At 60.8% G+C, this 26,124-nt stretch carries 24 protein-coding genes and 1 pseudogene; 18 read left to right on the top strand and 7 right to left on the bottom strand.

The window, feature by feature from the left end; all coding sequences use genetic code 11:
* The first annotated feature begins 130 nt into the window (after positions 1–130).
* The 6 genes from SOP85_RS03345 (at position 131) to hdeA (ending at position 8,385) form a co-directional block, all read left to right on the top strand.
* The gene (locus SOP85_RS03345; RefSeq protein ID WP_323626058.1) at positions 131–2,632 is read left to right on the top strand and encodes a LuxR C-terminal-related transcriptional regulator; all 2,502 of its coding nucleotides are present in this window, start codon (positions 131–133) and stop codon (positions 2,630–2,632) included.
* 36 nt (positions 2,633–2,668) lie between these two features.
* Positions 2,669–3,709, top strand: coding sequence for a saccharopine dehydrogenase family protein (locus SOP85_RS03340; RefSeq protein WP_323626057.1), 1,041 nt, complete (start codon positions 2,669–2,671; stop codon positions 3,707–3,709).
* 187 nt (positions 3,710–3,896) lie between these two features.
* Positions 3,897–5,543 carry a DUF1254 domain-containing protein gene (locus SOP85_RS03335; protein WP_323626056.1) on the top strand — a complete coding sequence of 549 codons (1,647 nt, stop codon included), beginning with the start codon at positions 3,897–3,899 and terminating at the stop codon, positions 5,541–5,543.
* An 86-nt stretch (positions 5,544–5,629) separates the two neighbouring features.
* The gene (locus SOP85_RS03330) at positions 5,630–7,105 is read left to right on the top strand and encodes a DUF1254 domain-containing protein (RefSeq protein WP_323626055.1); all 1,476 of its coding nucleotides are present in this window, start codon (positions 5,630–5,632) and stop codon (positions 7,103–7,105) included.
* A 194-nt stretch (positions 7,106–7,299) separates the two neighbouring features.
* Positions 7,300–7,959, top strand: a complete 660-nt coding sequence (locus tag SOP85_RS03325) for a MarC family protein (protein ID WP_274075979.1) — start codon at positions 7,300–7,302, stop codon at positions 7,957–7,959.
* A 123-nt stretch (positions 7,960–8,082) separates the two neighbouring features.
* Positions 8,083–8,385, top strand: coding sequence for an acid-activated periplasmic chaperone HdeA (hdeA, locus tag SOP85_RS03320; protein WP_323626053.1), 303 nt, complete (start codon positions 8,083–8,085; stop codon positions 8,383–8,385).
* Positions 8,386–9,295: 910 nt separating this feature from the next.
* On the opposite strand, the gene SOP85_RS03315 is transcribed toward hdeA, so the two are convergent.
* From SOP85_RS03315 to SOP85_RS03305, 3 genes are all read right to left on the bottom strand, one after another.
* Positions 9,296–10,117: a DUF2092 domain-containing protein gene (locus SOP85_RS03315; protein WP_323626052.1), complete on the bottom strand. Its 822-nt coding sequence runs from the start codon at positions 10,115–10,117 to the stop codon at positions 9,296–9,298.
* A gap of 28 nt (positions 10,118–10,145) precedes the next feature.
* The gene (locus tag SOP85_RS03310) at positions 10,146–10,592 is read right to left on the bottom strand and encodes a hypothetical protein (protein WP_274075980.1); all 447 of its coding nucleotides are present in this window, start codon (positions 10,590–10,592) and stop codon (positions 10,146–10,148) included.
* Positions 10,593–10,696: 104 nt separating this feature from the next.
* Positions 10,697–11,491, bottom strand: a complete 795-nt coding sequence (locus SOP85_RS03305) for a transporter (RefSeq protein ID WP_323626143.1) — start codon at positions 11,489–11,491, stop codon at positions 10,697–10,699.
* Positions 11,492–11,647: 156 nt separating this feature from the next.
* Here SOP85_RS03305 and SOP85_RS03300 point away from each other — a divergent pair, with 156 nt between their 5' ends.
* The 12 genes from SOP85_RS03300 to SOP85_RS03245 all read left to right on the top strand — a co-directional run bounded on the left by SOP85_RS03300 (position 11,648) and on the right by SOP85_RS03245 (position 24,205).
* Positions 11,648–12,910 (top strand): OmpP1/FadL family transporter, encoded by a 1,263-nt coding sequence (locus tag SOP85_RS03300; RefSeq protein WP_323626051.1) that lies wholly within the window; start codon positions 11,648–11,650, stop codon positions 12,908–12,910.
* A 47-nt stretch (positions 12,911–12,957) separates the two neighbouring features.
* Complete coding sequence (locus tag SOP85_RS03295) at positions 12,958–13,635, top strand: DUF3313 domain-containing protein (RefSeq protein ID WP_323626050.1); 678 nt, start codon at positions 12,958–12,960, stop codon at positions 13,633–13,635.
* A 120-nt stretch (positions 13,636–13,755) separates the two neighbouring features.
* Positions 13,756–14,121: a hypothetical protein gene (locus tag SOP85_RS03290; protein ID WP_442967894.1), complete on the top strand. Its 366-nt coding sequence runs from the start codon at positions 13,756–13,758 to the stop codon at positions 14,119–14,121.
* 14 nt (positions 14,122–14,135) lie between these two features.
* Positions 14,136–14,594: a glycine zipper 2TM domain-containing protein gene (locus SOP85_RS03285; RefSeq protein WP_323606190.1), complete on the top strand. Its 459-nt coding sequence runs from the start codon at positions 14,136–14,138 to the stop codon at positions 14,592–14,594.
* Between the two features lie 259 nt (positions 14,595–14,853).
* A complete protein-coding gene (locus SOP85_RS03280) occupies positions 14,854–16,086 on the top strand; it encodes an acyl-CoA dehydrogenase family protein (RefSeq protein ID WP_323626048.1) in 1,233 nt (410 codons plus the stop codon).
* A 10-nt stretch (positions 16,087–16,096) separates the two neighbouring features.
* On the top strand, positions 16,097–17,341 hold the full coding sequence (locus SOP85_RS03275; protein ID WP_323606187.1) for a thiolase family protein: 1,245 nt from the start codon (positions 16,097–16,099) through the stop codon (positions 17,339–17,341).
* Positions 17,338–18,942 carry an AMP-binding protein gene (locus SOP85_RS03270; protein ID WP_323626046.1) on the top strand — a complete coding sequence of 535 codons (1,605 nt, stop codon included), beginning with the start codon at positions 17,338–17,340 and terminating at the stop codon, positions 18,940–18,942. Before SOP85_RS03275 ends, SOP85_RS03270 begins: the two co-directional genes overlap by 4 nt.
* Before the next feature lie 32 nt (positions 18,943–18,974).
* Positions 18,975–20,096, top strand: a complete 1,122-nt coding sequence (locus SOP85_RS03265) for a saccharopine dehydrogenase family protein (protein ID WP_323626045.1) — start codon at positions 18,975–18,977, stop codon at positions 20,094–20,096.
* Between the two features lie 47 nt (positions 20,097–20,143).
* Positions 20,144–20,587 (top strand): hypothetical protein, encoded by a 444-nt coding sequence (locus tag SOP85_RS03260; protein WP_323626044.1) that lies wholly within the window; start codon positions 20,144–20,146, stop codon positions 20,585–20,587.
* Between the two features lie 23 nt (positions 20,588–20,610).
* On the top strand, positions 20,611–21,426 hold the full coding sequence (locus SOP85_RS03255; RefSeq protein WP_323606182.1) for an SDR family NAD(P)-dependent oxidoreductase: 816 nt from the start codon (positions 20,611–20,613) through the stop codon (positions 21,424–21,426).
* 23 nt (positions 21,427–21,449) lie between these two features.
* The gene (locus SOP85_RS03250; protein ID WP_323606181.1) at positions 21,450–22,226 is read left to right on the top strand and encodes a glucose 1-dehydrogenase; all 777 of its coding nucleotides are present in this window, start codon (positions 21,450–21,452) and stop codon (positions 22,224–22,226) included.
* Between the two features lie 527 nt (positions 22,227–22,753).
* On the top strand, positions 22,754–24,205 hold the full coding sequence (locus SOP85_RS03245; RefSeq protein WP_323626043.1) for a DUF1254 domain-containing protein: 1,452 nt from the start codon (positions 22,754–22,756) through the stop codon (positions 24,203–24,205).
* Between the two features lie 270 nt (positions 24,206–24,475).
* Here SOP85_RS03245 and SOP85_RS03240 read toward each other — a convergent pair whose 3' ends face one another.
* The 4 genes and pseudogenes from SOP85_RS03240 to SOP85_RS03225 all read right to left on the bottom strand — a co-directional run.
* Positions 24,476–24,652: a hypothetical protein gene (locus SOP85_RS03240; RefSeq protein ID WP_323626042.1), complete on the bottom strand. Its 177-nt coding sequence runs from the start codon at positions 24,650–24,652 to the stop codon at positions 24,476–24,478.
* A gap of 422 nt (positions 24,653–25,074) precedes the next feature.
* Positions 25,075–25,167 (bottom strand): annotated as a pseudogene (locus SOP85_RS03235) (morphogenetic protein); the annotation flags it as partial.
* A 438-nt stretch (positions 25,168–25,605) separates the two neighbouring features.
* Positions 25,606–25,800 (bottom strand): hypothetical protein, encoded by a 195-nt coding sequence (locus SOP85_RS03230; protein ID WP_323626041.1) that lies wholly within the window; start codon positions 25,798–25,800, stop codon positions 25,606–25,608.
* Positions 25,801–25,955: 155 nt separating this feature from the next.
* Positions 25,956–26,124, bottom strand: a 169-nt coding sequence (locus SOP85_RS03225; protein ID WP_323626142.1) for a DUF3630 family protein, incomplete at its 5' end; no start/stop codon positions are given.

Below are 26,124 nucleotides of genomic sequence, written 5' to 3'. Positions count from 1 at the left end.
AAATGGCTCATGGCGAGTCGGCTATCCCCCATTGCGGGGACTAAAGCCTGCAAGGCCATCGACTAGCATGAGCGGCGATCAAGCTTGCGCCCCCGGGCCCTTGGCGAGACAGGAGAGCAGAGTGTCCAGAATGCCCCCCCTTCCTAACGGATTCATTCCCCGCGGCCGGCTGCGCGATGCGTTGCTTGAGGCGCGCTGCCGGCTACGCCTGATCTGGGCGCCGGCGGGCTGTGGCAAGAGCTTGCTGTTGCGCGAGTGCGCCCGCCAATGCCCGGTCGATGTCCCGCTGCTGTGGTTTGATCTTCAAGGTCGGCACCTTCAGGAGATGGAGTGGCTGGATTGCCTGGCTGCGGCCCTGGGTCTGGAACACGCAGATTTTCAATCGGTGCAAACCCACCTGCAGCAGCGGCAGACGCCTGTCTGGCTGATGCTCGACGGTCTGCCCGGTGCCATCGAAGGAAGCCTCGACGACTGTTTGAACCGGCTGATGCAGGCGTCGTCCTGCCAGGTTCAGTGGTGGATCGCCAGTCGTCGCCGGCCAGTCTTGCCTCTGACGCGCCTGTTGCTGGAGGGTGAGTTATTCGAGTTGGGCGCCGCGCAGATGGCCTTGACCGCCGATGAGTTGGCAGCCGTTTTGCGCGACCGCGGGCAGACGGTACAATCCTGGGCTGTCGACGAACTGCTGGCCCGCACCGGGGGCTGGTACACCGGGATCCGCTTGCACTTGCACGGTGCCGGGCAGGGCCATGCGCCAGGCCATGAAACCGACGCCGCGTTGCTCCAGCGTTACCTTGAAGAAGAAGTGCTAGCCGCCTTGCCTGGGGCCTGGCAACAAACCCTTTGCACCCTGGCTTGCCTGCCTGGCTTCGATGCCGGGCTCTGCGAGCATCTGCTGGTATCGGTCGAGGGAGCCCCACCCATCGACCGGTTGTACGAGAGCGGTCTGTTCATTGAGGTACTGGACAACGGACATCAACGCTTTCGCGTTTGGCCGGCCATTGCAGGCGTACTCGCCAGGCAAGTGGCCGAGGCGGCGAAACAGGCGCTGTACCGCCATGCGTGTGACTGGTATCGCCGCCAACATCAGGTTCGGCCCGCAATCGAACTGGCCCTGTTGGCAAGCGACGGCGAGTTGGCTGCCGAGCTCTTGCAGCAATTGCCGTTGGAAAGCTTGTTCCAGGGCCGTGAGCTGGCCCGCGTATTGAGTGGATGCAAGATCCTGCCGCGCGACCTGCTGTGCCGTACGCCGTCGCTGTTGATCCTCGATGCCTGGGCACTGTTGCTCAGCGGCCGCCTCGAAGCGGCAGCGCAAAGCGCCAACCGGTTGCAACGATTCATGCCTCAACCCGGTGCCCGGCAGCAGCGCGAAATGCTCGCACAATGGCAAGTGCTGATCGCCATGATCGCCGCCCAACGTGGTCAACCCTTGCCGTCGAACAGCGACTTGGGCGAGGCACTGGCGTTAATGCCGCCAGCTGCCTGCGCGCAACAGCTCATGACCAGGATGGCCTTCATCGAACTCGCCCAGGTCGACGCTCACCTGGAAACCGCCCATGACCTCAACGGCACGGCCACCCGTCTGGCACGGGAACGCGGCAGCCTTGGTCTGGAGGCGCTTCTGGTCCTGCAACACGTGCAACTGCTGGGCATTCGCGGCGAATTGACCCGGGCCGAGCGTCTGCTGCGCCAGTTGCAGGGCGAACTCAATGGCACCTGGGCGGAGCCTGACCTGCTGTGGGGCCGGACACAGGTGCGCCTGGGCGAGATCCTGCTCAAGCAAGGGCGATACCCGGAGGCTGCCGGGCTTTTTCAAAATGGTTTGCACGCGGGTCTGGCCTGCGAAGACCCGCTGGTCATCGACGCCTACATCGGCCTGGCTGCGCTCGATGCCGCGGCCGACGATCTCGACCAGGCCTTTACTCGCCTGGCACAGGCCAAGCGCCTGATGCAACGGCGCAACATCGCCGAGCCGCTGTACATGGGGCCGCTGGTGCTGGCCTACGGCGAACTGTGGCTGCAGCAAGGACGGCCCGAGCGGGCAGGGCAGGCACTGGAAAAAATCCTGCTGCACTACCGCGGTGCCGGTGCTTGCAAGCCGCCATTTGGCAGCCCGGAGCTGGTCCAGCGCCTGGAACTGTTGTTCTGCCAGGTACGCACGGCCTCGGGGCAGGATGTACGCGTGCAACTGGAATCCATGCTCAAACGGGCCCTGGCCCAGGGGCGACGGACCCTGGCCTGCGAACTCTGGCTAAGTCTGGCCGAAGCCCAATACGCCCAGAATCTGCAAGGCAAAGCGCAAATGAGCCTGCTTGATGGACTGGCGCTGGCCCGACAAATCGGCCTGAAGCACGCACTGCGCGTTTGCAGTCAGCGCAGCCCCGGCTTGATGCGCTGGGGCAAGGACGTCTTCAACGACGCCACGGTCTGCACCACGGCGGTCCTGCTCAGTCAGCGGGAACTGTCGGTACTGGAAATGATTTCCCGGGGCTTATCGAATCAGGAAATCGCCGAATCGCTGTTTATCTCTCTTCATACCGTGAAGAGCCATGCGCAGAAAATCAACGTGAAACTGGGTGTATCACGCCGGACTCAAGCGGTGGTCCGCGCGAAGATGCTCGGTCTGGTGGCGTGACCCGGCAGCACCACAAACACAAACCTGAGGTGACGAATGAAAAACAAGCTGTTGATTTACGGGGCCAATGGCTACAGCGGCGAACTCATGTGTCGCGCAGCCGCGCAGAGAAATCTCGATGTGGTGATTGCCGCGCGTTCCGACACCAGGCTGCGCCCATTGGCCGATGAGCTAGGCATCGAATATCGGGTGTTCGCCCTGGAAGATGCCGTGGGCGCTCTGGACGACATCGCTGTCGTGCTCAATTGTGCCGGGCCGTTTTCGGCCACGGCACGGCCGCTCGTGGAGGCGTGCCTGGCTCTGGGTATTCACTATGTGGACATCGCCGGCGAGCTGTCGGTGTTTCAGATGTGCCATGAGCTGGATGCACGGGCCAAAGCGGCCTCGATACTGCTCTGCCCGGGAGCGGGTTTCGACATTGTGCCGACCGATTGCCTGGCCGCCAGTCTCAAGGCGCGCATGCCCGACGCCCAGCGTATTGACCTGGCGTTTTCGTTCGGCACGCGACCCAGCGCCGGCAGCCTCAAGACCCTGGTCGAAGGCATCCGCCTGGGTGGCCTCATCAGGCGCGACCATCAACTGAAAAAAGTCTCCAATGGCTATCGCATTCGCCGGGTTCCCTTCAAGGATCGCGCCCGCTGGAGCGTCACCATTCCCTGGGCCGACGTCTATACCGCGGGTGTATCCACCGGGGTGCCCAACGGTATGGTGTACACCGCGCTGCCGTTAGGCGTGGGGATTTTCCTGCGTCTGACTTCGGCCATCAACGGCCTGCTGGCAACCCCCCCGGCGCAACGCTGGCTCAAGCATCTGATCGACAGATTCTACACGGGCGGGCCGAGCCACGCAGAGCTGGACAATCACCGTACCCAGTTCTGGGGAGAGGCGGTGGACACCGATGGCCGCAAACTCACGGCAGTGCTTTCGGCGCCGAGTGTCTATCGACTGACCGTGGAAGCCGGGCTGGCCATCGCTGTGCATTGCCTGAAAGGGACTGTCGCGGGTTTCCATACCCCGGCCATGCTGATGGGCAACGAGTTCATTCAATCGTTGCCCGGAGTGGAGTGGGAACACTAAGCGTCTGCGGGGCAGGGCGGTGCGATTATTGATCTACACTGCTTCGTGTCTTTCCTGACCTACCCCGGCAGTGCATTTCGTAGGCCACGATTACATTCAACAATTGATGTGCTCCCCAAGGCAGGATTTCTGGTGCGCGCGATTCATGGCCAGCCATTCTGCGGGAGCCAATGCAGGGAGACGCTCAATGCATCAACGCACACTTCTGGGGGCAATCATGGTTTCGGCCATCCTGCCCCTGTGTACGGCTGTCCAGGCCGCAGCGGCCATTCCATCCTCGATTGCCACGCCCGACCGGGTCGAATCCAGCCTCGGCCCCCTCGAATACAAGGATGGTGCACCGACTAAAGAGACGGTCACCAAGGCCTATGACTACCTGGACCTGATGCATGGCGTCGAAGCCTTCGTCAACGCCTACCAGGGCGCCTCGGTCGCCGCCATCTTCAAGGGTTTCCAGGAGGCCGGCATACCGAACAACACCGCCTTGATCTTCTCCGGACTGATGGACGCCAAGTCGCTGTTTCTCACGGCCAACGCCGATACCGTGTATTTCTGGGTCAACCTGGACGTCAGCAAGGGCCCGATCGTGGTCGAGACGCCACCGCTCTCGCTCGGCGTGGTCGACGACATGTGGTTCCAGTGGGTGACCGATTTCGGACTGCCCGGACCGGACCGTGGCGAGGGCGGCAAATACCTGTTCCTGCCGCCCGACTACAAGGGCGAGGTGCCGGAGGGCGGTTACTTCGTGAAGAAGATGGGCACCACGCGCGCCACGCTGCTCGGGCGTTCGTTCCTGGAAAAAGACGACCCGAAACCGGTGGTCGCGCGGATCAAGAACACCCTCAAGGTCTATCCCTACCTGCCCGGCGGCTACGGCACCAGCATCGGGACTGCCTTGCAGGGCAACGCAACGCTGGCGCGCACACCGGAGCACCAGCTGGACTGGTCGTTCCTGCGACCCAAGGAGCCAGTGCAGTTCACCGAAGGCACGGGCAAGGTCATGAACACGGTGCCACCGAGCGACTTCAGCTATTTCGAGTTACTCAATGATGTGGTGCAGAAGGAACCGGCGACGGCATTCTCCACGGAAATCATGGGTTCGCTGGCCGCCATCGGCATCGTCAAGGGCAAACCCTTTGCGCCCGATGAGCGCATGAAGAAGATCCTCACCGATGCGGCGCACATTGGTAACGCGGCGGCGCGCAGCCTGAATTTTCGCTTCCGGCCCTCGGACGGCGGCTACTACTACCCGGATTCCACTTCCTGGTTCAACCCGTTGTTCCTCGGCGGCTACAACTTCGAAACGCCACCGCCACAGGTCAGCCCGGAAGGCGCTATCAGCGTCAATCCACCGACCGGGGCGCGCACCCTCAATGTGCGCACGACGATGTTCTTCGGCTACACCTTCATCACCCCGGCGATGATCATGCGCCTCACCGACATCGGCTCGCAGTACCTGGTCGGCGTGGCGGATGCCAAGGGTGAGTATTTCGATGGCAGCAAGACTTACAAGGTTACGCTGCCGGCGAAGATCCCGGCCGGGAAGTTCTGGTCGTTCACCGTGTATGACAACCAGACCCGCTCGATGCTCGACACGCCGCAACGCTACCCGCGCGCAGGCAGCCAGAACTATCCGACCCCGGCTGCGGTGCCGAGCAGCGATGGCTCGACTACCGTGTACTTCAGCCCGAACAAACCCGACGGCGTGGAGGCGGGCAACTGGATTCAGACCGATCCGAACAAAGGCTGGTTCACCATCCTGCGGCTGTACAGCCCGCTCGAAGCCTTTTTCAGCAAGACCTGGAAGCCCGGCGATATAACGTTGGTCCAGTAGCGAGTGCAACGGCGCGCGGACTGCGCGCCGGGAACGCATGTGAGTTTTAGTTAACCCACATCATCAACCAGCAAGGGAAGTGAATCGTGAGAACAGCACCCACTACCATGGCCTTGAGTCTTGCGCTGGCGGCGATCATCGCCCCGCGCCTGAGCCTGGCGCAAGCGCCGGACATCCAAGTACCGATTCCTACCGCCGTCAACCAGGTGCCTGGCCCTGTGGCCGGCAACGTGATGACCCAGTCCTATGTCGAGATGGTCGGTCGCATGGCGTATGTATGGGGTTACCCCATGGTCAACGCCTATAACCGCCGCAAGGCCTTCTCCGAGGCACCGAAGCCCGGCTTGCTGGGCGGTATCATTCCGGTCGCGCCGGTCGGCCAGAACGCGATGCTGACCAGCTATGTCGAGCCCCAGCAACGCTTCATCGCCTGCCCCAACCAGGACGTGGTCTATGGCGCAGGCTTCACCGCGCTCGATACCGAACCGACGGTGATCCAGGTGCCGGACTTCGGCGACCGCTTCTACGTGTATGCCTTGTACGACGCTCGCACCAACGAAGTGGCGCGCATCGGCAAGCAGTACGGGACCAAGCCGGGGTTTTACCTGATTGCCGGGGACAACTGGAAGGGCACCGTGCCGCCGGGCATTACCGCCGTCGCCCGTTCTTCGACCGACCTGGTGTTCGTGATTCCCCGGGTGTTCAAGGATGACACGCCGGCCGACACCGCGGCCGTGCAGCCGCTGATCAACCAAGTGGTCATGTACCCATTGAGTCAGTTCGACGGCAAGATGAAAACCGTGGACTACGCCAAGCTTCCGCATTTCCCGGCTCCGGCGGGCAGCGGCGGCGAGACCAAATGGGTGAGGCCGGCGAGCTACTACGATGATCTCGCGGACGTGTTGAAACGCGTGCCGCCGCTACCGGGCGAAGAAGCCCTGTACGCCTGGATCCGCTCGGTGTGGGAGGCCGCGGCGAGCAACCCCGAGACCAAAAAACAGCTGGTGGACACCTTCGCCAAGGCCGATGCCGACCTCATCGACCCCCTGTTCCACTTTCGCTACAACGGTCGGCCCATCGGTCGCGGCTGGACCGCTCCGGCCAACGCGTCACAGTGGGGCACCGACTACCTCAACCGTACTGCCATCTCCAAGTCGAGCATGTACCAGAACACGCCCGAGGAGACCCAGTACCAATTCAAGGAAGACGACAGTCAGGGGCAACCCCTGGACGGCAATCATCAATACACGGTGACCTTTGCCAAGGGGCAGACGCCACCGGTCAAGGGCTTCTGGTCGTTGACGCTGTACAACGCCGAGCACTTCTTCCACGCCAACCCCTTGCAGCGCTTTTCGCTGGGCACCAAGAACAAGACGCTCAAGGACAACCCGGACGGTTCCCTGACCCTCTACCTCGGCGCCAAGTCTCCGGGTGCAGACAAGGAAAGCAACTGGCTGCCAGCTCCCACGGGGCCGTTCTCGTTGCTGCTGCGCAATTACTGGCCTGAGGCCTCGATCATCGACGGCAGCTGGACGCCGCCTGATGTGGTGAAAACCAACTGACCCTGATGCGGTTTGCCCGTGTAGCGACAGTCATTCACTTGCCTGCCCGGCAATCGGGCAGGCAAGGCCTGCACAGGCATCTACGTTTTCAGGCGGACATTCGGGATCCGCTGTTTTTTATGCCCATGATTTGAGGCGCGCTGTTTTTGATCAGCTATGGTAAGCCGGTACACAACCCACTTGGCAGATCATCCATGAACGCCTACCTCACACTGTTCTTCGGCATGTTCACTACCCTGCTGGCAATCATCAATCCACTTGAGGCCATTCCGGTATTCCTTGGTCTGCTGCAAGACAAAGACGCTGTCGAACGGCGTCGAGTGGCGCGCAAGGCTTGCCTCTATGCGCTGCTGCTGATGTTTTTCTTCTTGATCTTCGGCAACCTGCTGCTGCGCCTGTTCGAGGTTCCATTGAGTATGATTCGGGTGGTCGGTGGGCTGATCCTGATGCGCATCGGCTTCGAGCTTTTCGCCCCTTCGCCCAACAGCAACCTGATTCCAAGCGCTGGCAAAGGCGACCAGGACGTATCCTTCATACCCATGGCCATGCCGATCATGTTCGGCCCCGGCGCTATTGCCACCGTGATCGGCTTGACCAGCACCATAAAAGATTCCGACCGCGCCATACTGTCCTTCGCCGTGGTGGCACTGGCGATTTGTGCCACTATGTTCACAACCTACCTTTCTTTGGCTTACGCCAATGTCATCCTGAAAAAGATTGGCCCGCAAGGCATTGACGCAGCGACCCGCATCGTCGGCTTCTTCGTTTCGGCGATGGGCGTCGGCCTGATCTTCCACGGGACGGTGGAGTTTCTCCAGTCGTATGGAGTGCTGCTTGACGGGGTAGCAAAGTAAGTGGTTCTACCTGCCTGCCAATACCACACGCTGTGAAGCAGCTTTGTTGCGCTGTTCTATAGTTATTTGCGCCACTGCCTCTGCCTGGGCATGCCGGCTCAATCAACTACTGAGGGACCTCCAATGAAAGCGAAACAACTATTCGTCGCTACCCTGGCAATCTTCGTCAGTTCTGCCGCCCTGGCCGCCAAGCCGCCCACACAATCCGTTGACAAGTGGACGTGCGGCGATTTTGTGGAGTTGGATGAGACGTATCAACCTAACGCCTATTTTCTGGCTGAGGGCTTTACAAAATCAGGTACGCCAGTAGGAGCGGTATTGGATGTCGATGCCACCGAAACGGTGGTTCCCAAGATTGTGGCGGCCTGCAAGGAAGACCCGAAATCGTCTTTTGTGGGCGCCGTGAAAAAAAGCCATGCCAAGTAATCGCTGAGTATTGCTGATGTGACTTTTGGATACCTCGATAGGCAGTAGATCTGCCTATCGAGGCAGTAGTCGAGGTTATCCCGGCATTGGTACAACGGTGTAATAAACGCCATTGGCCCCGTAGGCCGGTCGCACCCAGGAATCCCCGCACTGATAGTACGTGCCACTGGAAACGGTCCTCAGCCCGCACCCCGATGGCAAGCTGACAAATGTCGAACCCATGGGCATGGTAGGCGGCGCTGCGGCCATCATCCCGGCGTTGTAGCCTGCACCATAGGCATTGTTGCTGGCATTCGTATTGGCAGCATCAGCCATGGCTGCCCTGGTAACCGCGCCAACGGCCGCCGCGGCGGCAGGACTTACGCTGTCAGTGTAGCCGCAGTTATAGCAACCACTGCTGGCATAGACAGCAGTGGGCGGGTGGTAGTAGGTGGTTCCGTAGCTCGAGGGATGGTAGACCGTTGTGCCATAACCGTCCGCATGATAGCCACTGGCACTGCCCCCATACTCGCCTTGGGCGTGCCATGAGCCTTCGCCGCCATAGGCCGTTCCTCCTTCGGCCCCGGTGCCATGCCAGGAGCCCTCGCCCCCGGATGCGGTGCCGCCATTCTCGCCCCTGGCACTCCAACTGCCATCCCCCCCGGAGGCCGTGCCGCCGCGAAAGCCTGAGCCGCTCCAACTGCCATCCCCCCCGGAAGCCGAGCCGCCGCGATAGCTTGAGCCGCTCCAACTGCCACCCCCTCCTGAAGCCGAGCCGAATTCACCGGAGTGGCTCCACGAGCCACCGCCTCCCCATGTGCGCCCAAAACCGGAAGTGTGCGACCAGGCCGCAGCCTGATCACAGGTGAATGCCACAACCAACAGGCCGGCAAGCCTCAAGGTTGATCGAGTCATGGTTCATCCTCCTTACTCAGGGTTTTACTTGCAGCGGTTTAACCCCAACCGGGGGGCGCATGTCTGGCGGCGGGGCAAACTCGATCTGTCGGGCCTTGTCGATGTGTTCTGGTTTGAAGTTGTCCACTGACAATGCCGAGGCAAGCTTCCAGTCGCTGAACGCGACCTGATGCCGGGATTGGCTGGGATCATCGCGAAACACTGCACGCAGCATGCGCGGAAGCTTGTCCTGCGCGCCGATCCAGGCTTGGACGAAGACGATGTCATTGGCGTAAGCGATCACATCAGTCGTGGTATCCCCGATCACCGTGGACTGTCCGATGAAAAACGCCAGACGCATATCCCTGGTCAAATCCTCATAAGGATTGGCGACGATCACATCCGTAAAAGGAAAGTAGATTGCGGCACGCTGGTACGCAGCCTCAAGGGTCGCATCAATGGTGGGTGGCGCATCCGCTTGCGCCAGCAGGTTTTCCGTCGGAGCAAAGGCATAGGCACGCTTGCCGTCATAGTAAAACTCGGTCGCAGGACCATCACCCGAAGTCATTACGCGTAGGTGATCAGGCCGTTGCACGTCGACTTGCGCCACCGTGCTATAGGCCAAGGGCGGCCCAAGCCGGCTGGGCTTTTCGTAGGTCGTGATGGCTGTGAAGCTCATACCCTGTGAGCCAGCCAACTTCGCGCTCATCGCCTGCAGAACTTCCAGCGCCCTGGGTTCCAGTTGAACCGCAGGCGCAGGAGCAGTGACGGCTTTTTCTGCTGCCTGTAAGGGTGCTGCGAACAGGCCGATCAACAGCCCAAGCGAGAGCAATCGGATATGTTGATGGAGTGCCAACATCGTTCTTCTCCGCAGAAGTAAAGACAGGTCACCTGACCGCTTGTGCGATATCTCCGCAAAAAATATCGACGCTGCCATCCTCGGGAGTCGTACGCACGACGATGGAGTACTTCCCGGACAGCAGTTCAGGGACGGCGACAGGCGCAGTTCGGTAAAAAGTCCAACCGGCTTCAGCAGCACGTTGAGTGGTAATCCTGTTGTTCATGTCATAAGCGGCTGGGCCTGGCTGCTGGCAGCTGCCTTTGTTGACAAAAGTGTAGAGACGCAACGGCAGAGTGGTTCCGTCAGGGACACCAGAAATGTAGAAGTCAAAACTGGTTTCATTATCCACAGTGGTCAGAGTCGTACTGCCGATCTGGCCAGTATTCTGTTGGGTAGCGGTCAACGGCAGTGTCACCGGATGGCTGGAGGAACTGGCGCAGCCCAAGAGGCCTGCCGAGCCCAATAGCATTACCAGCGGGGCGCTGTATTTCATTGGCAATCTCCATCAATGAGTTGGCTGAGGCTCGAGCTGTTATCTACACCGTCGAGGGCATTGCAGTAGCGGTGAAACAGAAATTATTCCGGCCTGAATTAAATCTACTTTGGAAACAACAGCGTAAACGCTACCCGAAATCCCCAGCCTTCAGCACCGTCTTTCGGGCTGTCAGCCCAGTAGCGCGGTCCGGCCTGCAAGCTCATGGGTTGATGACCTACTTTGAACAACTGGGTCACGAACAGGTTGATCGGCACCGACCATTCGCGGGTTTGCCAGTCGTAGGTGGATTCGGTGTTGATGCCAAAGGTTGTGTAGGTATGGGTGGTGTAGCTGAAGAACGGTTGCAGGAACGTCTGGTTGATCTTTTCCTTGTCGTCGGGCGGGCTGCTTTCCACGGACCAGATGTGGTTGGCCAGAATACCGCGAGTCCAGCCATGGCTTTGTTTAAGCGCCACCACCGTAGGCCCGGCGCCCCATTGCTCAGCGCTCAGCAGGTCATCACTGCCGGTCGGCACCAGAATCACTGGGCCGGCCCCCAGAATCCAGCCGCTGGCGGTGGGTTCCTTGGGTGAAAAGAAGAAGCTCTGAGTGATATCACCGATCCCGGATTTGTCGGCTTGCCCGCCGGGTACCAGGCCATGTTGGTCAATGACCGGCAGGATGGTTCGGGAAATCAGGTTCCATTTCTCGTTGATGCTAAAAGGCAACACGGGCTGGATATTGGTGACGCTTTGATAACCCTCGCCGCTGGGCCCGAGCTTCTGGTTCCAGTTGTATTGAATGGGCACGCTGTAGAGCGCCGCCACCGGGTTCAGCGATTGCTTGGCCAATTCCGCCTGGCTGTCGGCGGAGAACCCGATGTTGGGCCAAAGGGTTGCCAATGCCATGACAGGCATGAATTGAAGAGCTTTATTCATTCGCACACCTTTGCGATTTCGAAAACATGAACTACCACTTAGTGGTCTGTCCCCGGCTCCATCCAGCGTAGTTCAGACTTTCTGAATCAGAACTAATTTGGATGTTCGAGAAAGCTTTCTTGTCGAGGTAAGTCCATGCAACTAAGGAAGGCTGCGATTCCAGCTGTGCTTGTTCTGTTCTGCCATCAGGTGCAGGCGGGCGGCATCATGCTCTACGAAATCGGCACCGATAATGCCGGCCTGGCCAACGCCGGTGCCGCCGCCCGGGCGCAGGGCCCCTCGACGATCGCCTCCAATCCGGCGGGCATGAGCTACCTGCCGGGCACGCAAATAACCGCTGGCTTGCAGGTGCTGTACGGCCGCCTGAAATTTGATCGCGACGAGGATACCAACGTCGCGGGCAGTAGCAGTGGCAACGCTCTGGACCCCATACCCGGTGCCAGTTTTTTCGTCAGCCATGAACTGGACGATCACTGGAGCGTCGGCTTCGGCCAGTACGCCGACTTCGGCCTGGCGGTCAATTACGACAACGAATGGTCTGGCCGCTATTTCTCCCAGAACGCCAGTCTGGGTGGTGTTTCTTTCGTGCCGAGCGTGGCCTATCGCTTTGACGAACAATGGTCGATCGGTGTCGGCGTCAAGGCCATGTACGGCATGCTGCAAGCACAAACCGCCATAGATCGCTCGCCGTTCGGTCTAACCGATCGTGGTGACGGGCAATTCAAATACAAAGACGAGGATTGGGGGTTCGGTGCGAACGTGGGCGTGATCTATGCCCCGCAATCCGGAACCCGTATCGGCCTGACGTACACCAGCAAGGTCGATCTGGATTTCGAGGACGGCCTGGACATCAAAGGCAATGGCCCGGCGCTGGAACGCCTGGATGGCGCCAAGACCAAACTGGACATGACGGTGCCGCAAACCGTCACCCTGAGTCTGTTCCAGCAACTGGACCGGCAATGGGCCTTGCTGGCTTCGGTCAACTGGCAGGACTGGTCAGAGTTCGGCGAGATTGCCGCCCAGGTCGACACCTCAGCGGGCAACGCCCGTTCGACCACCGTCGATGCCGACTTCAAGGATACCTGGCACCTATCCCTTGGTGCGCAATACCAGGCCACGCAGCAATTGCTGTGGAACGTCGGCGTGGCTTACGACAGCAGCGCCGTGTCGGACGGCAATCGGACGTTCACCGTGCCCATGGACGAATCCTGGCGCATTGCGACAGGCGCCACCTATGCTCTGAACAAAGAGACAGACATCAACGTCAGTTGGGCCATGATCTGGATCGGTGACATGTCGGTGGACCAGACCAAATCCCTCTCTGGCAATCGAACTTCCGGTCAGTTTGACAATGCATGGATTCAAGCGCTGACCGGGAATATGACCTGGCGATTCTAATGCCCTGCCATAACAAAGACGCGTCAAACCAAGGAGTACACACCACGATGAATCTGTCTCGAAAACTGCTTGTCGGCACCGCGCTGGCCAGTCTGTTACTCGGCGGTTGCACCTCGAAAGTCACCGAGCAAACGCAGTACTCCGGTTTCCTCTCCAACTATGACAACCTGCAGGAAGTCGACACGCCCAGCGGTGGAACGACGATGCGCTGGGTCAGCCCGTCGTGGAACCCGAACGCCTATGACACCGTGGCGTTCAACAGGCTGGAACTCTATCCGGCGCCCAAGCCCAATGAACGAATCAATCAACAGACGCTGGCCGATATTCAGAACTACATGACCAGCAAGGCGCGAACCACACTGGGTCAGAAATACCGCCTGGTGTCGAACATCTCAGAGGCGCCGACTGGTTCAAAACCGCTGATCATGCGTGCGGCGGTCACCGGAGTGAGTGCCTCCAACGAAGGCATGAAATGGTATGAAGTGGTGCCCATCGCCGCCGTTGTCGGAGCCACACAGGCGGCCACCGGTCACCGGGATCAGGACACGAACCTGTTCATCGAAGCCGAGCTCATCGATGCGAAAACCAACCAGACCGTCGCCAAAGTGGTTCGCAAGGTCTTTGGTAGCACCCTGGAAAATGAAAGCCAGAAAATTACCGCCCAGGACTTCAAGGCCGCCATCGATAAATTGAATGTTGATCTTTGGGCGTTCATTCGCAGTTGAACCTTAGCGTAGCCGCCACGGCGGCTGCTCGAAACTCTCAAGCAGAGGATTGCTGACATGCGTCTTAATTCATCGCTTCGATGCGCAAGCTTGCAAAGACCGTTACTAGTGGCCGCGCTGATGACCAGCGTGCTGATGCTCGGTGCCTGTGCGTCGGTGGATGCGCAGACAACCGCTTACGTCGGCGTCGAGCACCCCGCGCCAACCCTGGCCAGTGAGGTGCAGATACTCCGTACAGCGCCGACGCGGCCCAACGTGCGGTTGGGCGAAATCCTGATCGATGCCAGTGTCGACCCGGCACCGCCCATCACCCAGGTCGAACAAAAGCTGCGCGAAGAAGCAGCCAAGCTTGGCGCAGATGCAGTGGTTGTCGTTTATGACCAGATCCAGCCCGTCGCTGCCTACGTGAGCGGGCCACTCTGGAGCCGTGACATCGAAACGATTCAGGGACGCAAGCTCAAGGGCATTGCCATCAAATATCAATGACGAGGTACACCGCTATGAAAGCAATCATGTCCTGGCTGACGATCACATTGGCGGCTGTACTGATCAGTGCCTGTTCGGCCGTCAGCTCAACCGACGGCGGCGCCGGTGAAGTTGAAATTCGCTCAGGCACAATCGAGCAGATTTCGCTGACACAAATGCAGACCAATCACGACAGTGGCGTCGGTGCTGTCCTCGGTGGCCTGGGTGGCCTGGGGATCGGCAGCCTGATTGGCCGGGGCACCGGGCGGGATGTTGCCATGGTCGCCGGCGCGCTCGCCGGGGCGGTGGGTGGTAATTACGCCGAGAAGAAAAAGTACGATCAACCGGTAGAGGCGCAGCAGATTATCGTGCGGGTCAACAGTGGCGTACTGGTCTCAGTGACCCAGCCGATCAATCCCTCCCTGGCTAAAGGGATGAAGGTGTATATCCAGGGCTCAGGCAACGATGCTCGTGTGGTTCCGCAAGGTGGTTAAGATTCATCCGAGGTTTTTGAACGCTGCACTGTTCCCCAGGCACTTGTAACAAGGACCTGGGTAACCGTAGTTATTCACTTGCCTGCCCGGCAATCGGGCAGGCAAGGCGGACCCCCTAAGCTGCAAGTCTGAACACCCCCCATCCCCCATCAAGGGGGTCAATCCCCCTCGTTCCTGCGCATACCATCCAGCTCGTCCTTGTCGCGACAGCCGCGCCTTGCGTGCGGCCCGCTGCCGCCATTTCCCGAGAGAAACAATAATGACTGGGTATGCCTTGCGAGTGGAACTTGAACCAACCGGCCTCGATGCCGACCTCAACGAGCTGGAATCGGCGATGCAGCAAAGTGCGCGGCGCTTTGCCTGCAATGTGATGCGACCGCTCGGCCAGCAGCTCGACCAGATGACCCCGGCGCAGGTGATCGCCGCCGACTCGCCGTTGTGGCAGGTGTTCGAGGAGTTCGCCGGGCTCGGCCTGAACCTGGCCGATCTGCAGGCTTTGCCGGCGGCCGATCGCGCACGCCTGATGAGCCTGGTGTTCGAGGAATTGGGGCACGGTGACGGGGGCCTGGCCGTGGTGCTGGGCGCCGCCATGATCCCGGGCATTGTCCTGGACCTGGTCGATCGGCAGGACCTGATGCAGCGCTACATCGACCGCCCGCTGGGCTGCTGGGGCATTACCGAACCGGACCATGGCAGCGACATGCTCGACAGCAGCGGCCACGTACGCCACCCCGGCGTGGGGCATGGCCGATTGAATTGCAACGCGAAAATCCAGGGCGAGCGCATCGTCATCAACGGGCAGAAGTCCGCCTGGGTGTCCAATGGACCGATTGCGCAAACCTGCATCCTGTTCTGCGGTTTCGACGATGGCTCCGGCCGCGACCAGCGCTGCGTGGTGCTGGTGCCGCTCGACAGCGCGGGTGTCAGCCGCGGGGCACCGCTGGACAAGATGGGCCAGCGTGCGCTGCCGCAAGGTGAATTGTATTTCGACAACGTCAGCCTGCCGCTCGACCACCTGGTGGCCGGGCCGGAAGACTACGCCAGGGTCGAGCAGGGCGTGCTCGCCGAGGCCAACGCATTGATGGGCGTGATCTGGACCGGCGTGGCCCGTGCTGCCTATGAGCTCGCCTACACCTACGCCCACCAGCGCAAGCAGGGCGGGGTGCCGATCATCGTTCACCAGAACGTGCGCTATCGCCTGTTCCACATGTTCACCCGCGTCGAGGCCTCCCGTGCCCTGGCTCGCCGTGCGGTGCTGTTCAACCAGCTGGCGCCACGCCCGGCGCTGCAAGGTTCCATCGCCGCCAAGATCACCGCGACGCAGACCGCCTTCGACGTGGCCTCGCAAGCGATCCAGCTGTTCGGTGGCAACGGCGTCACTCGCGAGTACCCGGTGGAAAAGCTGTTGCGCGATGCCCGCGCCTCGATGATCGAGGACGGTTGCAACGAAATGCTCGCCATCAAGGGCGGCACCCTGATTTCACGGATCTGAGAACCTCGACATGAAGATGAATGCATACGTTGCCGGTGTGGGCATGGTGCCGTTCGGCAAACACCTGGACAAGACGCTCAAGGGCTTGGCCGGACAGGCGATCCAATTGGCCTTGAACGATGCCGGGCTGGACAAGACGCAGCTACAGGCGGCGTGGATGGGCAATGCCGCCGCCGGTGTGGTGACCGGCCAGGAAATGATCCGTGGCGAAGTGGTGCTGCGGGGCATGGGCATCGGCAAGATTCCGGTGGTCAATGTGGAAAACGCCTGCGCCTCATCGTCCACGGCCTTTCAGCAGGCCTGCGCCATGGTCAGTGCCGGCTATTACGACATCGTCCTGGTGTGCGGCTACGAGAAGCTGTTTCACGAAGACAAGGCCCGCAGTCTCGGGGCGTTTTCCAGCGCCATCGACGTCGAAGACCCCGAAGGTGCGATGAACGTGGTGAAGAAACTCGCCGAGGCTGCAGGCGAGCCGTTCGACGTCGCCGGTGCGGGCAGCAGCCGTTCGGTGTTCATGGACATCTACGCGTTGATGGCCAAGAAACACATGAAGCAGTACGGCTCCACTGCCGAGCATTTCGCAATGATCGCGGCGAAGAATTCCTTCCATGGCAGCCTCAATGAACGCGCGCAATTTCGTGACGTGCTGACTGTAGAGCAGGTGCTCGGCGCCCGCTCGATCGTCGATCCCTTGACCTTGCCCATGTGCTCGCCGATTGGCGATGGCGCGGCGGCCGTGGTGGTGGTCAGCGAGCGCAAGGCCCGGCAACTCGGCCTGCGCAATCCGGTGCGGGTGGCGGCTTCGGCGCTGGTGTCGGGCTGGGACTTCGAACAGGCCGGCGAAAGCGTCGGCGCCCTGGCGGCACAGCAGGTGTACGCCGCCTCCGGTATCGGCCCGCAGGACCTGTCCTGTGTCGAACTGCATGACGCTTCGGCACCGTCGGAGCTCATGGCCTACGAATACCTGGGCCTGTGCGCGCCCGGTGGCGGTACGCGATTGCTCGAATCCGGTGCGACGCATCTGGGTGGGCGCTTGCCGGTGAACGCTTCCGGCGGCCTGTTGCGCAAAGGCCATCCCATCGGCGCCAGCGGTTGCGCGCAGATCGTCGAATTGACCGAACAGTTGCAAGGGCGCGCCGGCGCACGGCAGGTCGATAACGCGCGAATCGGTTTGGCCCACAACGGCGGCGGGGCCATCGGCCTGGATGCCGCGGCCACGGTTGTCACTCTATTGGTGCGGGAGAATCTGCGATGAGTCATTACAGCGATCTGAATCTGGCCGGGCTGCTCGGCAACCGGGTCCTGAGCGACCCGCAGCGTTGCGTGCTGACGGTGGAGAACGGCCCGGCAAGCCCGGCGCAGACTCGCACCTATGCGCAGCTGTGGCGCAATGGCCACCGCCTGGCCTGGGGCCTGAGCCGGTTGGGACTGCGGCCCGGCGACTGCTTCGCCTTGCTGATGGCCAACCACGCGGAGTTTGTCGATGCGATGGTGGCGGCGGCGATCACCGGCACCGTCTTCGTGCCGATCGACCCGCGGGCCAAGGGCGAGAAGCTGGCGTTCTTTCTCAACAATGCGCGCTGCAAAGGAGTGATTGCCGCCGACTACGCACTGGGCAATCTGCTGGCGGTCCGCGAGCAGCTCGACGATCGCCCGTGGGTGCTGGTCCTGCCCAGCGACGAGGCCGCCGGTGAGTGGCAGAACAGCGCCGATGTGACGCTGTACGCCGATGTCCTGCAGACAAGTCTCGACGATCATCCGTTGGCGGATCTGGCCGACGATGCGCCGATGCAGTTGATCTTCACTTCGGGCACCACGGGCGATCCGAAAGGCATTGTCATGACCCACCGGCGCTATTGCGAGTCGGCCTTAATCACCGACCGCGCCTTTGGCTACCACGCCGACGACCGTCCCTACTCGGGACTGTCGCTGACCCACGCCAACGCCCAACTGGTCACCCTCGGCGCGTCGCTGGCATTGGGCATGCGCTGCGTGCTGTCGCGCAAGTTCACCAAATCTCGGCTGTGGGACATCACCCGCCAGTACGGCTGCACCAGTTTCACCCTGCTGGGCGGCATGACCACGGCGCTGTATGCCGAGGCGGCCCGCCCAGACGACGCCGACAATCCGGTGCGTTTCGTGATTTCCGCCGGCATGCCCAAGGCGATCTGGAATGACTTCGAGCAACGCTTCGGCGTCCAGGTCCTGGAGTTCTACGGCGCTGCTGAGGGCGGGCTGAGCATCAAGCCGATCGGCGTGGGCCCCGTCGGCAGTATCGGCAAGCCGGCGCCGAATCTACGCCATCGCATCGTCGACGAGGCCGGCCATGACTGCGCGCCGGGCGAGCCAGGCGAGCTGCTGTTCCAGCCGGTCGATGGCAGCCCCTACAAGGTCGAATACTTCAACAACCCCGAAGCCTCGGCGAAGAAATGCGCGGCCGGCTGGTTGCACATGGGCGATGTGGTGACCCAGGACGCCGAGGGCTGGCTGTTCTTCCAATACCGCAAAGGCAGCGGCATTCGCCGCAACGGTGAGTTCATCAGCAGCGCCTTCATCGAAAAAGCCATCGCCGAGTGCCCGGAGGTCGACGACGTGTACGTCTATGGCATCCCGGCCAGCAGCGGTGTCCCCGGCGAAAAAGATGTGGTTGCGGCGGTGGTGCCCAAAGACCTGGCGGGCTTCGACCCACAGCGAATCTTCCGGGTCTGCCGCGAGCAGCTCGAGTCCAACTTTGTACCGAGCTACCTGCAGGTGTTGGCGCAGATCCCCAAGACCGCCTCGGAAAAACCCCAGGATCGTTTCCTGCTCGAAGCCCTCGAGCGCGATCGAGCCAACGTGCATCTCGAAGTCCGCTGACAGTCAATTCAAACAACAAGAGGAAAATTCACATGTCCCAAGCACGCAAAGTCCTGATCTATGGCGCCAGCGGCTACACCGGCAAACTGGTAGCCGAATCCCTGGCCCAGCGCGGCATACCGTTCTACATGGCAGGGCGCACCCAGGCCCGTCTGGAAGCGGCGTTGCAAATAGTCGAAGAGCGTCATGGCCAAGCGGTCGATGCGCAAATCGTCGTCGCCAGCAACGATCTGGAATCCTTGCTGCCACTGTTCGCCGAGGTGGACGTGGTGATCAACGTGGCCGGTCCTTTCATGCAGATCGCCTGGCCGGTGGTGGAGGCTTGCCTGGAAGCGGGCTGCCATTACCTGGATACCACTGGCGAGCAGGACTGGACTGCCGCCATCGGCGAGAAATTCGGTGCCGCCTTCGCCGCCAAGGGCCTGTTGCTGTGCCCGGCCAACTCCTTCATGTGGGCCGCCGGCTCCCTGGCCGCCGAAGTGGTGCTGGAGAACCCGCTGATCGACAGCCTCGACATCTGCTACCAGATCGACAACGGCCTGCCCTCGGAAGCCTCGACCAAGTCGTTCCTGCGCATGGTCTGCAACGACGTGTCCCAGTATTACCTGGAGCAGGGTGAGTACAAATCCTGGCCCAATGACGTGGCCTACCAGGTGTCCGTGCCTTACCGCAATGCGCTGCTCAGTGCTCACCCCTGGGGTGGCGCCTGCGAGCCGGTGTGGTTCAAGAACGATCCGCGCGTGCGTAACTGCAAGGTACTGACGGCGGTGGGCGAACACATGATCGGCCCGGTCATCCAGGCGATCAAGGCCTTCAACGCGGTCGCGCCGGGCCTGACCCAGCAGCAGCGTGAAGAGTGGACCAACCACATGGGCGACCAGATGGACACGGGCGAGCCGCCGAAGGATTCGCTGGACGTGCAACGCGGTGTGATCGTGGTGCACGGGCAGGGCCGGCAGATCACCACGTCCTACGTAATGAACCTGTCCGCGGCCTACACGTGGACCGGCGACCTCTGTGCCGAAGGAGCCCTGCGCCTGCTTGAGAACCGGCAGAAGAACGTCGGCTTCCAGTCGCCTGCCAAGGCCTTTGGTCATCGCGAGCTGATCCAGTTCTTCCACGAGCGCGGCTATTGCAGCGCATTGCCGGCCTGAACAGCCAGTTGCCCAGCCTGAACGGTTCATCGCAAGCGGAGAAAAATATGCCCCCAGTCGTCCTGGATAAACCAGCCCGTACGGTTCACGCCCCGCGCGCGGCAGCACGCGATGTGCGGCTTCACGCCCGCTGGCTGTTCGGCATCGCGGCCGCCTTCAATGTGGCCGTGGCCTCGGGCCTGCTGTTTTGCCAATCCTGGCTGGCACCCCTGTTGGGGCTGACGCCGGCCTACGGCAGCAATGCCTTGTTCCTCGACCTGACGGCGATGCTGATTGCGGTGTTCGGCTACGCCTATGCGCGAGTCGCCGGCCATCCGCAGCGTTTTCGCCCTTACATCGCCTTGGGCGTGCTGGGCAAGACGCTGGTGGTGCTGCTGGTGTTCGGCCATTGGCTGCTGGGAGACATTGGCTGGCAACTGCCGCTGCTGGCCAGCGCCGACGCACTGTTCAGCCTGCTGTTCCTGGATTTCCTGCGCCGTTTACCGGCGTGAGCAAACACGAGAGAAAAATCACGATGAATACTGTATTCGAACGATTCGCCCTGGCCGGCAAGGTCGCCCTGGTCACTGGCGCCGCGCAAGGCCTGGGTGCCGAAACTGCGCACACCCTGGCCATGGCGGGCGCCAAAGTGATGGTCAGCGACCTGCAACTCGAGCAGGCGCAAGCCACGGCCGAACGTATCCGTGCGGCAGGCGGCGAAGCCCTGGCCATGGTGCATGACGTGACCGACGAAGCCCAATGGCAGCAGGTGGTCGCCGCAACGGTCGAGGCCTTCGGCGGGCTCGACGTGCTGGTCAACAACGCGGGCATCGAGAAGATGGCGCTGTTTACCGAAGCCTGCGTCGAGGACTTCCGCCTGATGCACGAGATCAACGTCACCGGCGTGTTCCTCGGCATCAAGCACGCCGCCCGGGTCATGCGTCCTGGCGCCGCCGCGGGCAAGGGCGGTTCGATCATCAACCTGTCGTCGGTGGCCGGCCTGGTGGGTATGCCGGCGCTTGGCGGTTATTGCTCCTCCAAAGGTGCGGTGCGCCTGATGAGCAAGGCAGCGGCCGTGGAGTTCGCTCGCCTGGGCTATGGCGTTCGCGTCAACTCGATCCACCCGGCAATCATCAAGACTGACATGGGCGTGAACGTGGTCCGCGGTTTTGTCGCCATCGGCCTGGCGCCCGACGAAGCCAGCGCCGACGCCTACGCCGAGTCTCTGCACCCGCTCGGCTACGGCCAGCCGCAGGATGTTTCCAGCGCCGTGCTGTTCCTCGCGTCCGAGGCGTCGCGCTGGAGCACCGGCAGCGAAATCGTCATCGACGGCGGCGCTTGCGCCTGCTGACTGTCTGAAGAAAGGAGAAACTCATGAGTCGTCTGCACAACAAGGTTTGCCTGGTGACTGGCGCCGCGAGCGGTATCGGCCTGGCGATCGCCGAAGCCTTCCTGCGCGAAGGCGCAAAGGTCCTGTTGACCGATATCGATGTGGCGAATGGCGAAAGCGCCGTTGCCCGCTTGCAGGAAGAAGGCCTGGCGGCAGACTTCCATGTTCATGACGCCAGTTCGCAGGAGCAATGGCAGCAGGTCATGGACGCCGTCCAGCAACGCTGGGGCCGCCTCGACGTATTGGTCAACAACGCGGGCATCGCCATCATCGCCGACGTGGAAACCCTGACCCTGGCGCAGTGGCGCAAGACCAACGCGGTCAACCTCGACGGTGTATTCCTTGGCACCCAACAGGCCATCGCGGCCATGAAGGGGCAGGGCAGCGGGGCGATCATCAACATCGCGTCCATCGAAGGCATCATCGGCGAACCACTGGTGCCGTCCTACAACGCCAGCAAGGGCGGTGTGCGCATCTTCACACGCGCAGCCGCCGCCCATTGCGCGCGCCTGGGCTATGGCATCCGCATCAACAACCTGTGCCCGGGTTTCATCTCGACGGCGATGTTCACTGGCGGCCTGGGCACCATCAGCGCGGAACAGGCGCAACAGTTCCAGGGTTTCCTGCAGCAGCGCATCCCCATGGGCCGCGTAGGCGCCCCTGAGGAAATCGCCAAGGCCGCGCTCTTCCTGGCATCGGACGATGCCAGCTATGTAACGGGTACTGACCTGGTGGTCGACGGAGGTTATCTGGCGCAGTGACTGCGGGTCGCTGTGCTGTGTTTTTGGGGCGGAGCCTGGGTAATCCTCGGGGCTCGCCCTTTTTTTTGCCGCCCGGTTCCCCCCATGTGGGGGATCAATGCGCGCCGGGGGAATTTGCATAGTCCTCCTGCCTCTCGACTGCCCAGAGTCGAGCCGCCCGATAACAACAATCACAACAATCGAGGACCTGCGCATGCGCTATCCGCTTCATTCCTGGCCACGGACCCGGCGATCTTCCGCGGTGACCGTGCGCCGCCAGCCATCCGCCGTGTCAACTGAACGCGGGGGCCTCAATCATGGCTTCTGAATGGATGGGCAAGGTTGCGCGTGCCCTCGAACTGATACTGCCTTCGCTAGTGATTGCCGGCGCCATCGCTTTCGCCTCATACCCGCCCGCCTGGTACGCCGTACAGGACCAACTGCGCAGCCAGTCAACCAGCTGCGTCTGGTTTTGCTGGTTCTGGTCATCCTGACCCGAACACCCTCACAGAAAGGGAAGGCCCCTCCAATACAAGGAAAACACGCTAATGTTCTCGCTCCGATTTTCACCTATTGCGGCCGCCGTCGGCCTGGCCTTGTCGATAAACCTGGGGGCCGTGGCCCAGGAAAAAACGCCGCTCAATGCTGCTGAGTCGACTCAGGTCTACCAGAAGGCCCAGGAAGATTACGCCTACCTCATCGGCAAACAGGCTTACATCTGGGGCTGGCCGGCGGTCAACCTGCATAATCGCCGCGCCGCCATGCAGCCGGTGCCACGTCCGGGGCTGGTCGGCGGCATCATTCCGGTGGCCCCGGTCAATCAGTTGAGCATGTTGACCGACTACCTCGATGCCGGGCAGCGCTTTGTGCTGACCCCTAACCAGGACGTGATCTACGGTCAGATGTTCACCGACCTCAGCAAGGGCCCGGTGGTGTTCCAGATCCCCGACTTTGGCGCACGCTACTGGGTGCTGCATTGCATGGACGCCTATACCGAAGTGTTCGCGGCCCCCGGCTCGCGGATCAAGTCAAAACCTGGTTTCTACATGATCGTCGGACCGGACTGGCAGGGTGAAAAACCGGCCGGGATGGTCGAGGTGTTGCGCTCGCCGACCAACCTGGCCTGGGTGGTGCCGCGCATCTTCATGGATGACGACACTCAGGACCGCGAGGCCGTGCGCTCGCTGGTCAATCAGGTCAACGCCTATCCGCTCAGCCAGTTCGATGGCAAACCCAGGAACGTCGATTGGCACGCCCTGCCGACATTTCCGGCCCCGGCACACAGCAAGGGAGAAGTGCGCTGGGTCAAGGACGAAACCTTCTGGGCGGACCTGGCGACAGTCCTCTTAGAGAACCAGCCACGCCCGGAGGAGGCGGCACTGGTGGACACCTTCAAGCGCACGCTGGAGTTTGCCAAGACCAACCCGGCCATCCAGCGAGGCCTGGACCGGGCACTGGCGCATGGTGCGCTGGTGCTCAATGCCGGGTTTTCGTTCAGCATCCACCCCAACAAATTCGGTAACCAGTGGGCGGCCGACCTGACTGCTGGCGCAGCAGGCAGCAACTACTTGCGCCGTGCCTGGGTAGCCAAGGCCTACATCGCCACCAACAAGCCGGACGACGCGCTGTATCTGGGCACCGACTACGATGGCCGCGGGGAACGGCTTGAGGGCTCGAAGCCGTACAGCCTGACATTTGCGGCCGATCAACTGCCGCCTGCCGAGGCGTTCTGGTCAATATCGGCGTACGACGGTGAGCACTTTTTCGAACCCAACCCGATCAATCGCTTTTCGATCGGCACCAAGAATCGGGACCTGAAGAAGAATGCCGACGGTTCGCTGACGATATACCTGCAACACACTTCGCCAGGGGCTGACAAGGAAAGCAACTGGCTGCCGGTACCCAAGGGCGACTTCAGCTTGTTGTTGCGCCTGTACAGCCCGGGACAAAGCGTGGTCAAGGGTGAGTACATGATGCCGCCTGTGAGTAAGATCAAGTAAACGTCGATGGCAGCAATGGTGCGGAACAGGGGGCGGATAAATCCTTCAGGCAGTCAGTTTCTTGTGACGCGGCATTGCACGCGACAGTCCTGAGTTCACCACTTGTCTGGTTTATTCAGTCCTCCAAATCGGTGTGCTAACTGCTGAAAAACTCGTAAAGCTTCAAATGAGACACTTTGCAGCCTGATTGTCTTCAGCGAGGGTAGCGAAACTGGCGAACGCGACCATGTCCGACTAGGCGTTTTTTGCCGATAACGGCCACTTAACTATTCAACGACATGGGCCTATCCCCGCCCGGAGGCAAGCCAAGCAGCCTCCGTACCCTATTAAGAAACGCCCATAAGGTCGTCCCAAAAAGAGCATCATCAAGGCCGCGCCGAGTGTGCCACGCATCAGGGCGCCTCCCGATGCGCCACTGAAGGCAAAGATCGCTGCATAGATGGGCACCTGGAAGCAGACGAGAGCGATACTGTCCTATAGCAACCTAGATACCCGGATCTGGCTGGCTCGCTTTATTACCAATCCCTCCATATGCCGTAAGGTCTCGTGACCGGAACCATTGGGATACAAATGGACTTCGGTCAGCGGTTCTGACTATTGGATGTTCGATGGCGAGCTGCTGGACGAGCGCAGAGTACGGCTCGAAGCGAAGCAATTCGAAGAACAACCTACCTAATAACTGGAGTGCCCGCCCATCGCTTACTGACGCCATCAATTGCCGAATGTCGGCAATCGCCACGTTGTGGAATTCAGTCTTCCGACCGTTCAGTTGTACAGCAGTCGTATGGGTGACAGCTTTCCCACACGTGTCCATCAGGCTCGTTCCAGTAGAGTGCGGATTCCTGGGTGTTCTTCAGCACTCGCTCGTTGAGTGATCGCCGCGTGACCGTCTTCCGGCCTTCCATGATGGCGCGCACCATCGGGGCCGAGAACAAGATCGGCCGTTCCTTTATCTCAGACATGCGGATTCCTTGCTGCTATAGCGGCTGACTTTGAAGGGCGAGGGACTGATTTCGCGGGTGGAGTACATATGTGCTCCATGAAATTTGCCACAGAACCTGTACAGATTGTGATTGTTTGTATAGGTTTTTGTGCGACAATCCAACGGAGGAGAATCAAGTCTGCAAAATCGACCCGTATGATTGCTATAGCAAGTCGAGCGTTACCATGATCCCCAAAGACGACTTTAGATTCCAATCACACGTTCTTCTTGTAGAGCTCGACGCTGCAACAACCAAGTTGATGATGCTGGTAGTCGCTGGCGAGCTCTCTGGAAGTCGTTGGGATGAAGCCTTCGCACAACAAAGCGCGGCCTATTCGGCGTGGGTGAGTGTCGCGACAGGCGTCCAAATAGACCCAATGCCGGTTCTTGATGGTCGACCTGTTGACGGGGCGCCTACTTAGTAAATGTGAGAACCCTGGTACCTTTTGCCGATGCGCTTGGCGATGGCTTCGAGCTGCTCGGCCATGCGCCACATGTCGATGTTGTCGCGGCGCGATATGACAGCTGCGCGTTGCACGTTGCGGTCGATCAGGATCTTCGCTGCCAGCAGGATAAGCCAGGCTTCGAGTTTGCGGCGGATGAAACGCTTCATGCTGCGTCCGCGGCGGGCTGACGGAAGACGGGAAGGGCACCAGCCTGCTCACGCAACCTTCATGCCGACCTCATCGTAGCCCCAATGTTGCTGTCGTTGAAACTCTCAGGTCTGAGATAGCCAGGGTGGATCGGTTCACCCGATTGGTTTCAAGGTTAGGACTTCTCAACGAGTAAGGCCTTGAAGGCTGGTATATGATCGTCTCCCTGCAGACTCTTCGATTCTAGCGTAATCATTACTGGGAAATCGTCAAATGCGAGGAAGAAGTACTCGTTGTCTATTAGCACCTCCCAAATACGCACATCAGCTCCGTCAGACTTGCTG

The sequence above is a fragment of the Pseudomonas sp. YuFO20 genome (genome assembly GCF_035064975.1).
In the GTDB taxonomy this organism is placed as follows: Bacteria; Pseudomonadota; Gammaproteobacteria; order Pseudomonadales; family Pseudomonadaceae; genus Aquipseudomonas; species Aquipseudomonas putida_AE.
The sequence above is the reverse complement of the archived record's forward strand: the minus strand, read 5'-3'. Positions and strand labels throughout refer to the sequence as shown.

Bases quoted from the DNA above. Each gene is read 5' to 3' on its own strand.
- SOP85_RS03345 (WP_323626058.1), top strand. From the start codon at position 131: ATGCCCCCCCTTCCTAACGGATTCATTCCCCGCGGCCGGCTGCGCGAT.
- SOP85_RS03340 (WP_323626057.1), top strand. From the start codon at position 2,669: ATGAAAAACAAGCTGTTGATTTACGGGGCCAATGGCTACAGCGGCGAA.
- SOP85_RS03335 (WP_323626056.1), top strand. From the start codon at position 3,897: ATGCATCAACGCACACTTCTGGGGGCAATCATGGTTTCGGCCATCCTG.
- SOP85_RS03325 (WP_274075979.1), top strand. From the start codon at position 7,300: ATGAACGCCTACCTCACACTGTTCTTCGGCATGTTCACTACCCTGCTG.
- hdeA (WP_323626053.1), top strand. From the start codon at position 8,083: ATGAAAGCGAAACAACTATTCGTCGCTACCCTGGCAATCTTCGTCAGT.
- SOP85_RS03315 (WP_323626052.1), bottom strand. From the start codon at position 10,117: ATGTTGGCACTCCATCAACATATCCGATTGCTCTCGCTTGGGCTGTTG.
- SOP85_RS03310 (WP_274075980.1), bottom strand. From the start codon at position 10,592: ATGAAATACAGCGCCCCGCTGGTAATGCTATTGGGCTCGGCAGGCCTC.
- SOP85_RS03305 (WP_323626143.1), bottom strand. From the start codon at position 11,491: ATGCCTGTCATGGCATTGGCAACCCTTTGGCCCAACATCGGGTTCTCC.
- SOP85_RS03300 (WP_323626051.1), top strand. From the start codon at position 11,648: ATGCAACTAAGGAAGGCTGCGATTCCAGCTGTGCTTGTTCTGTTCTGC.
- SOP85_RS03295 (WP_323626050.1), top strand. From the start codon at position 12,958: ATGAATCTGTCTCGAAAACTGCTTGTCGGCACCGCGCTGGCCAGTCTG.
- SOP85_RS03290 (WP_442967894.1), top strand. From the start codon at position 13,756: ATGACCAGCGTGCTGATGCTCGGTGCCTGTGCGTCGGTGGATGCGCAG.
- SOP85_RS03285 (WP_323606190.1), top strand. From the start codon at position 14,136: ATGAAAGCAATCATGTCCTGGCTGACGATCACATTGGCGGCTGTACTG.
- SOP85_RS03280 (WP_323626048.1), top strand. From the start codon at position 14,854: ATGACTGGGTATGCCTTGCGAGTGGAACTTGAACCAACCGGCCTCGAT.
- SOP85_RS03275 (WP_323606187.1), top strand. From the start codon at position 16,097: ATGAAGATGAATGCATACGTTGCCGGTGTGGGCATGGTGCCGTTCGGC.
- SOP85_RS03270 (WP_323626046.1), top strand. From the start codon at position 17,338: ATGAGTCATTACAGCGATCTGAATCTGGCCGGGCTGCTCGGCAACCGG.
- SOP85_RS03265 (WP_323626045.1), top strand. From the start codon at position 18,975: ATGTCCCAAGCACGCAAAGTCCTGATCTATGGCGCCAGCGGCTACACC.
- SOP85_RS03260 (WP_323626044.1), top strand. From the start codon at position 20,144: ATGCCCCCAGTCGTCCTGGATAAACCAGCCCGTACGGTTCACGCCCCG.
- SOP85_RS03255 (WP_323606182.1), top strand. From the start codon at position 20,611: ATGAATACTGTATTCGAACGATTCGCCCTGGCCGGCAAGGTCGCCCTG.
- SOP85_RS03250 (WP_323606181.1), top strand. From the start codon at position 21,450: ATGAGTCGTCTGCACAACAAGGTTTGCCTGGTGACTGGCGCCGCGAGC.
- SOP85_RS03245 (WP_323626043.1), top strand. From the start codon at position 22,754: ATGTTCTCGCTCCGATTTTCACCTATTGCGGCCGCCGTCGGCCTGGCC.
- SOP85_RS03230 (WP_323626041.1), bottom strand. From the start codon at position 25,800: ATGAAGCGTTTCATCCGCCGCAAACTCGAAGCCTGGCTTATCCTGCTG.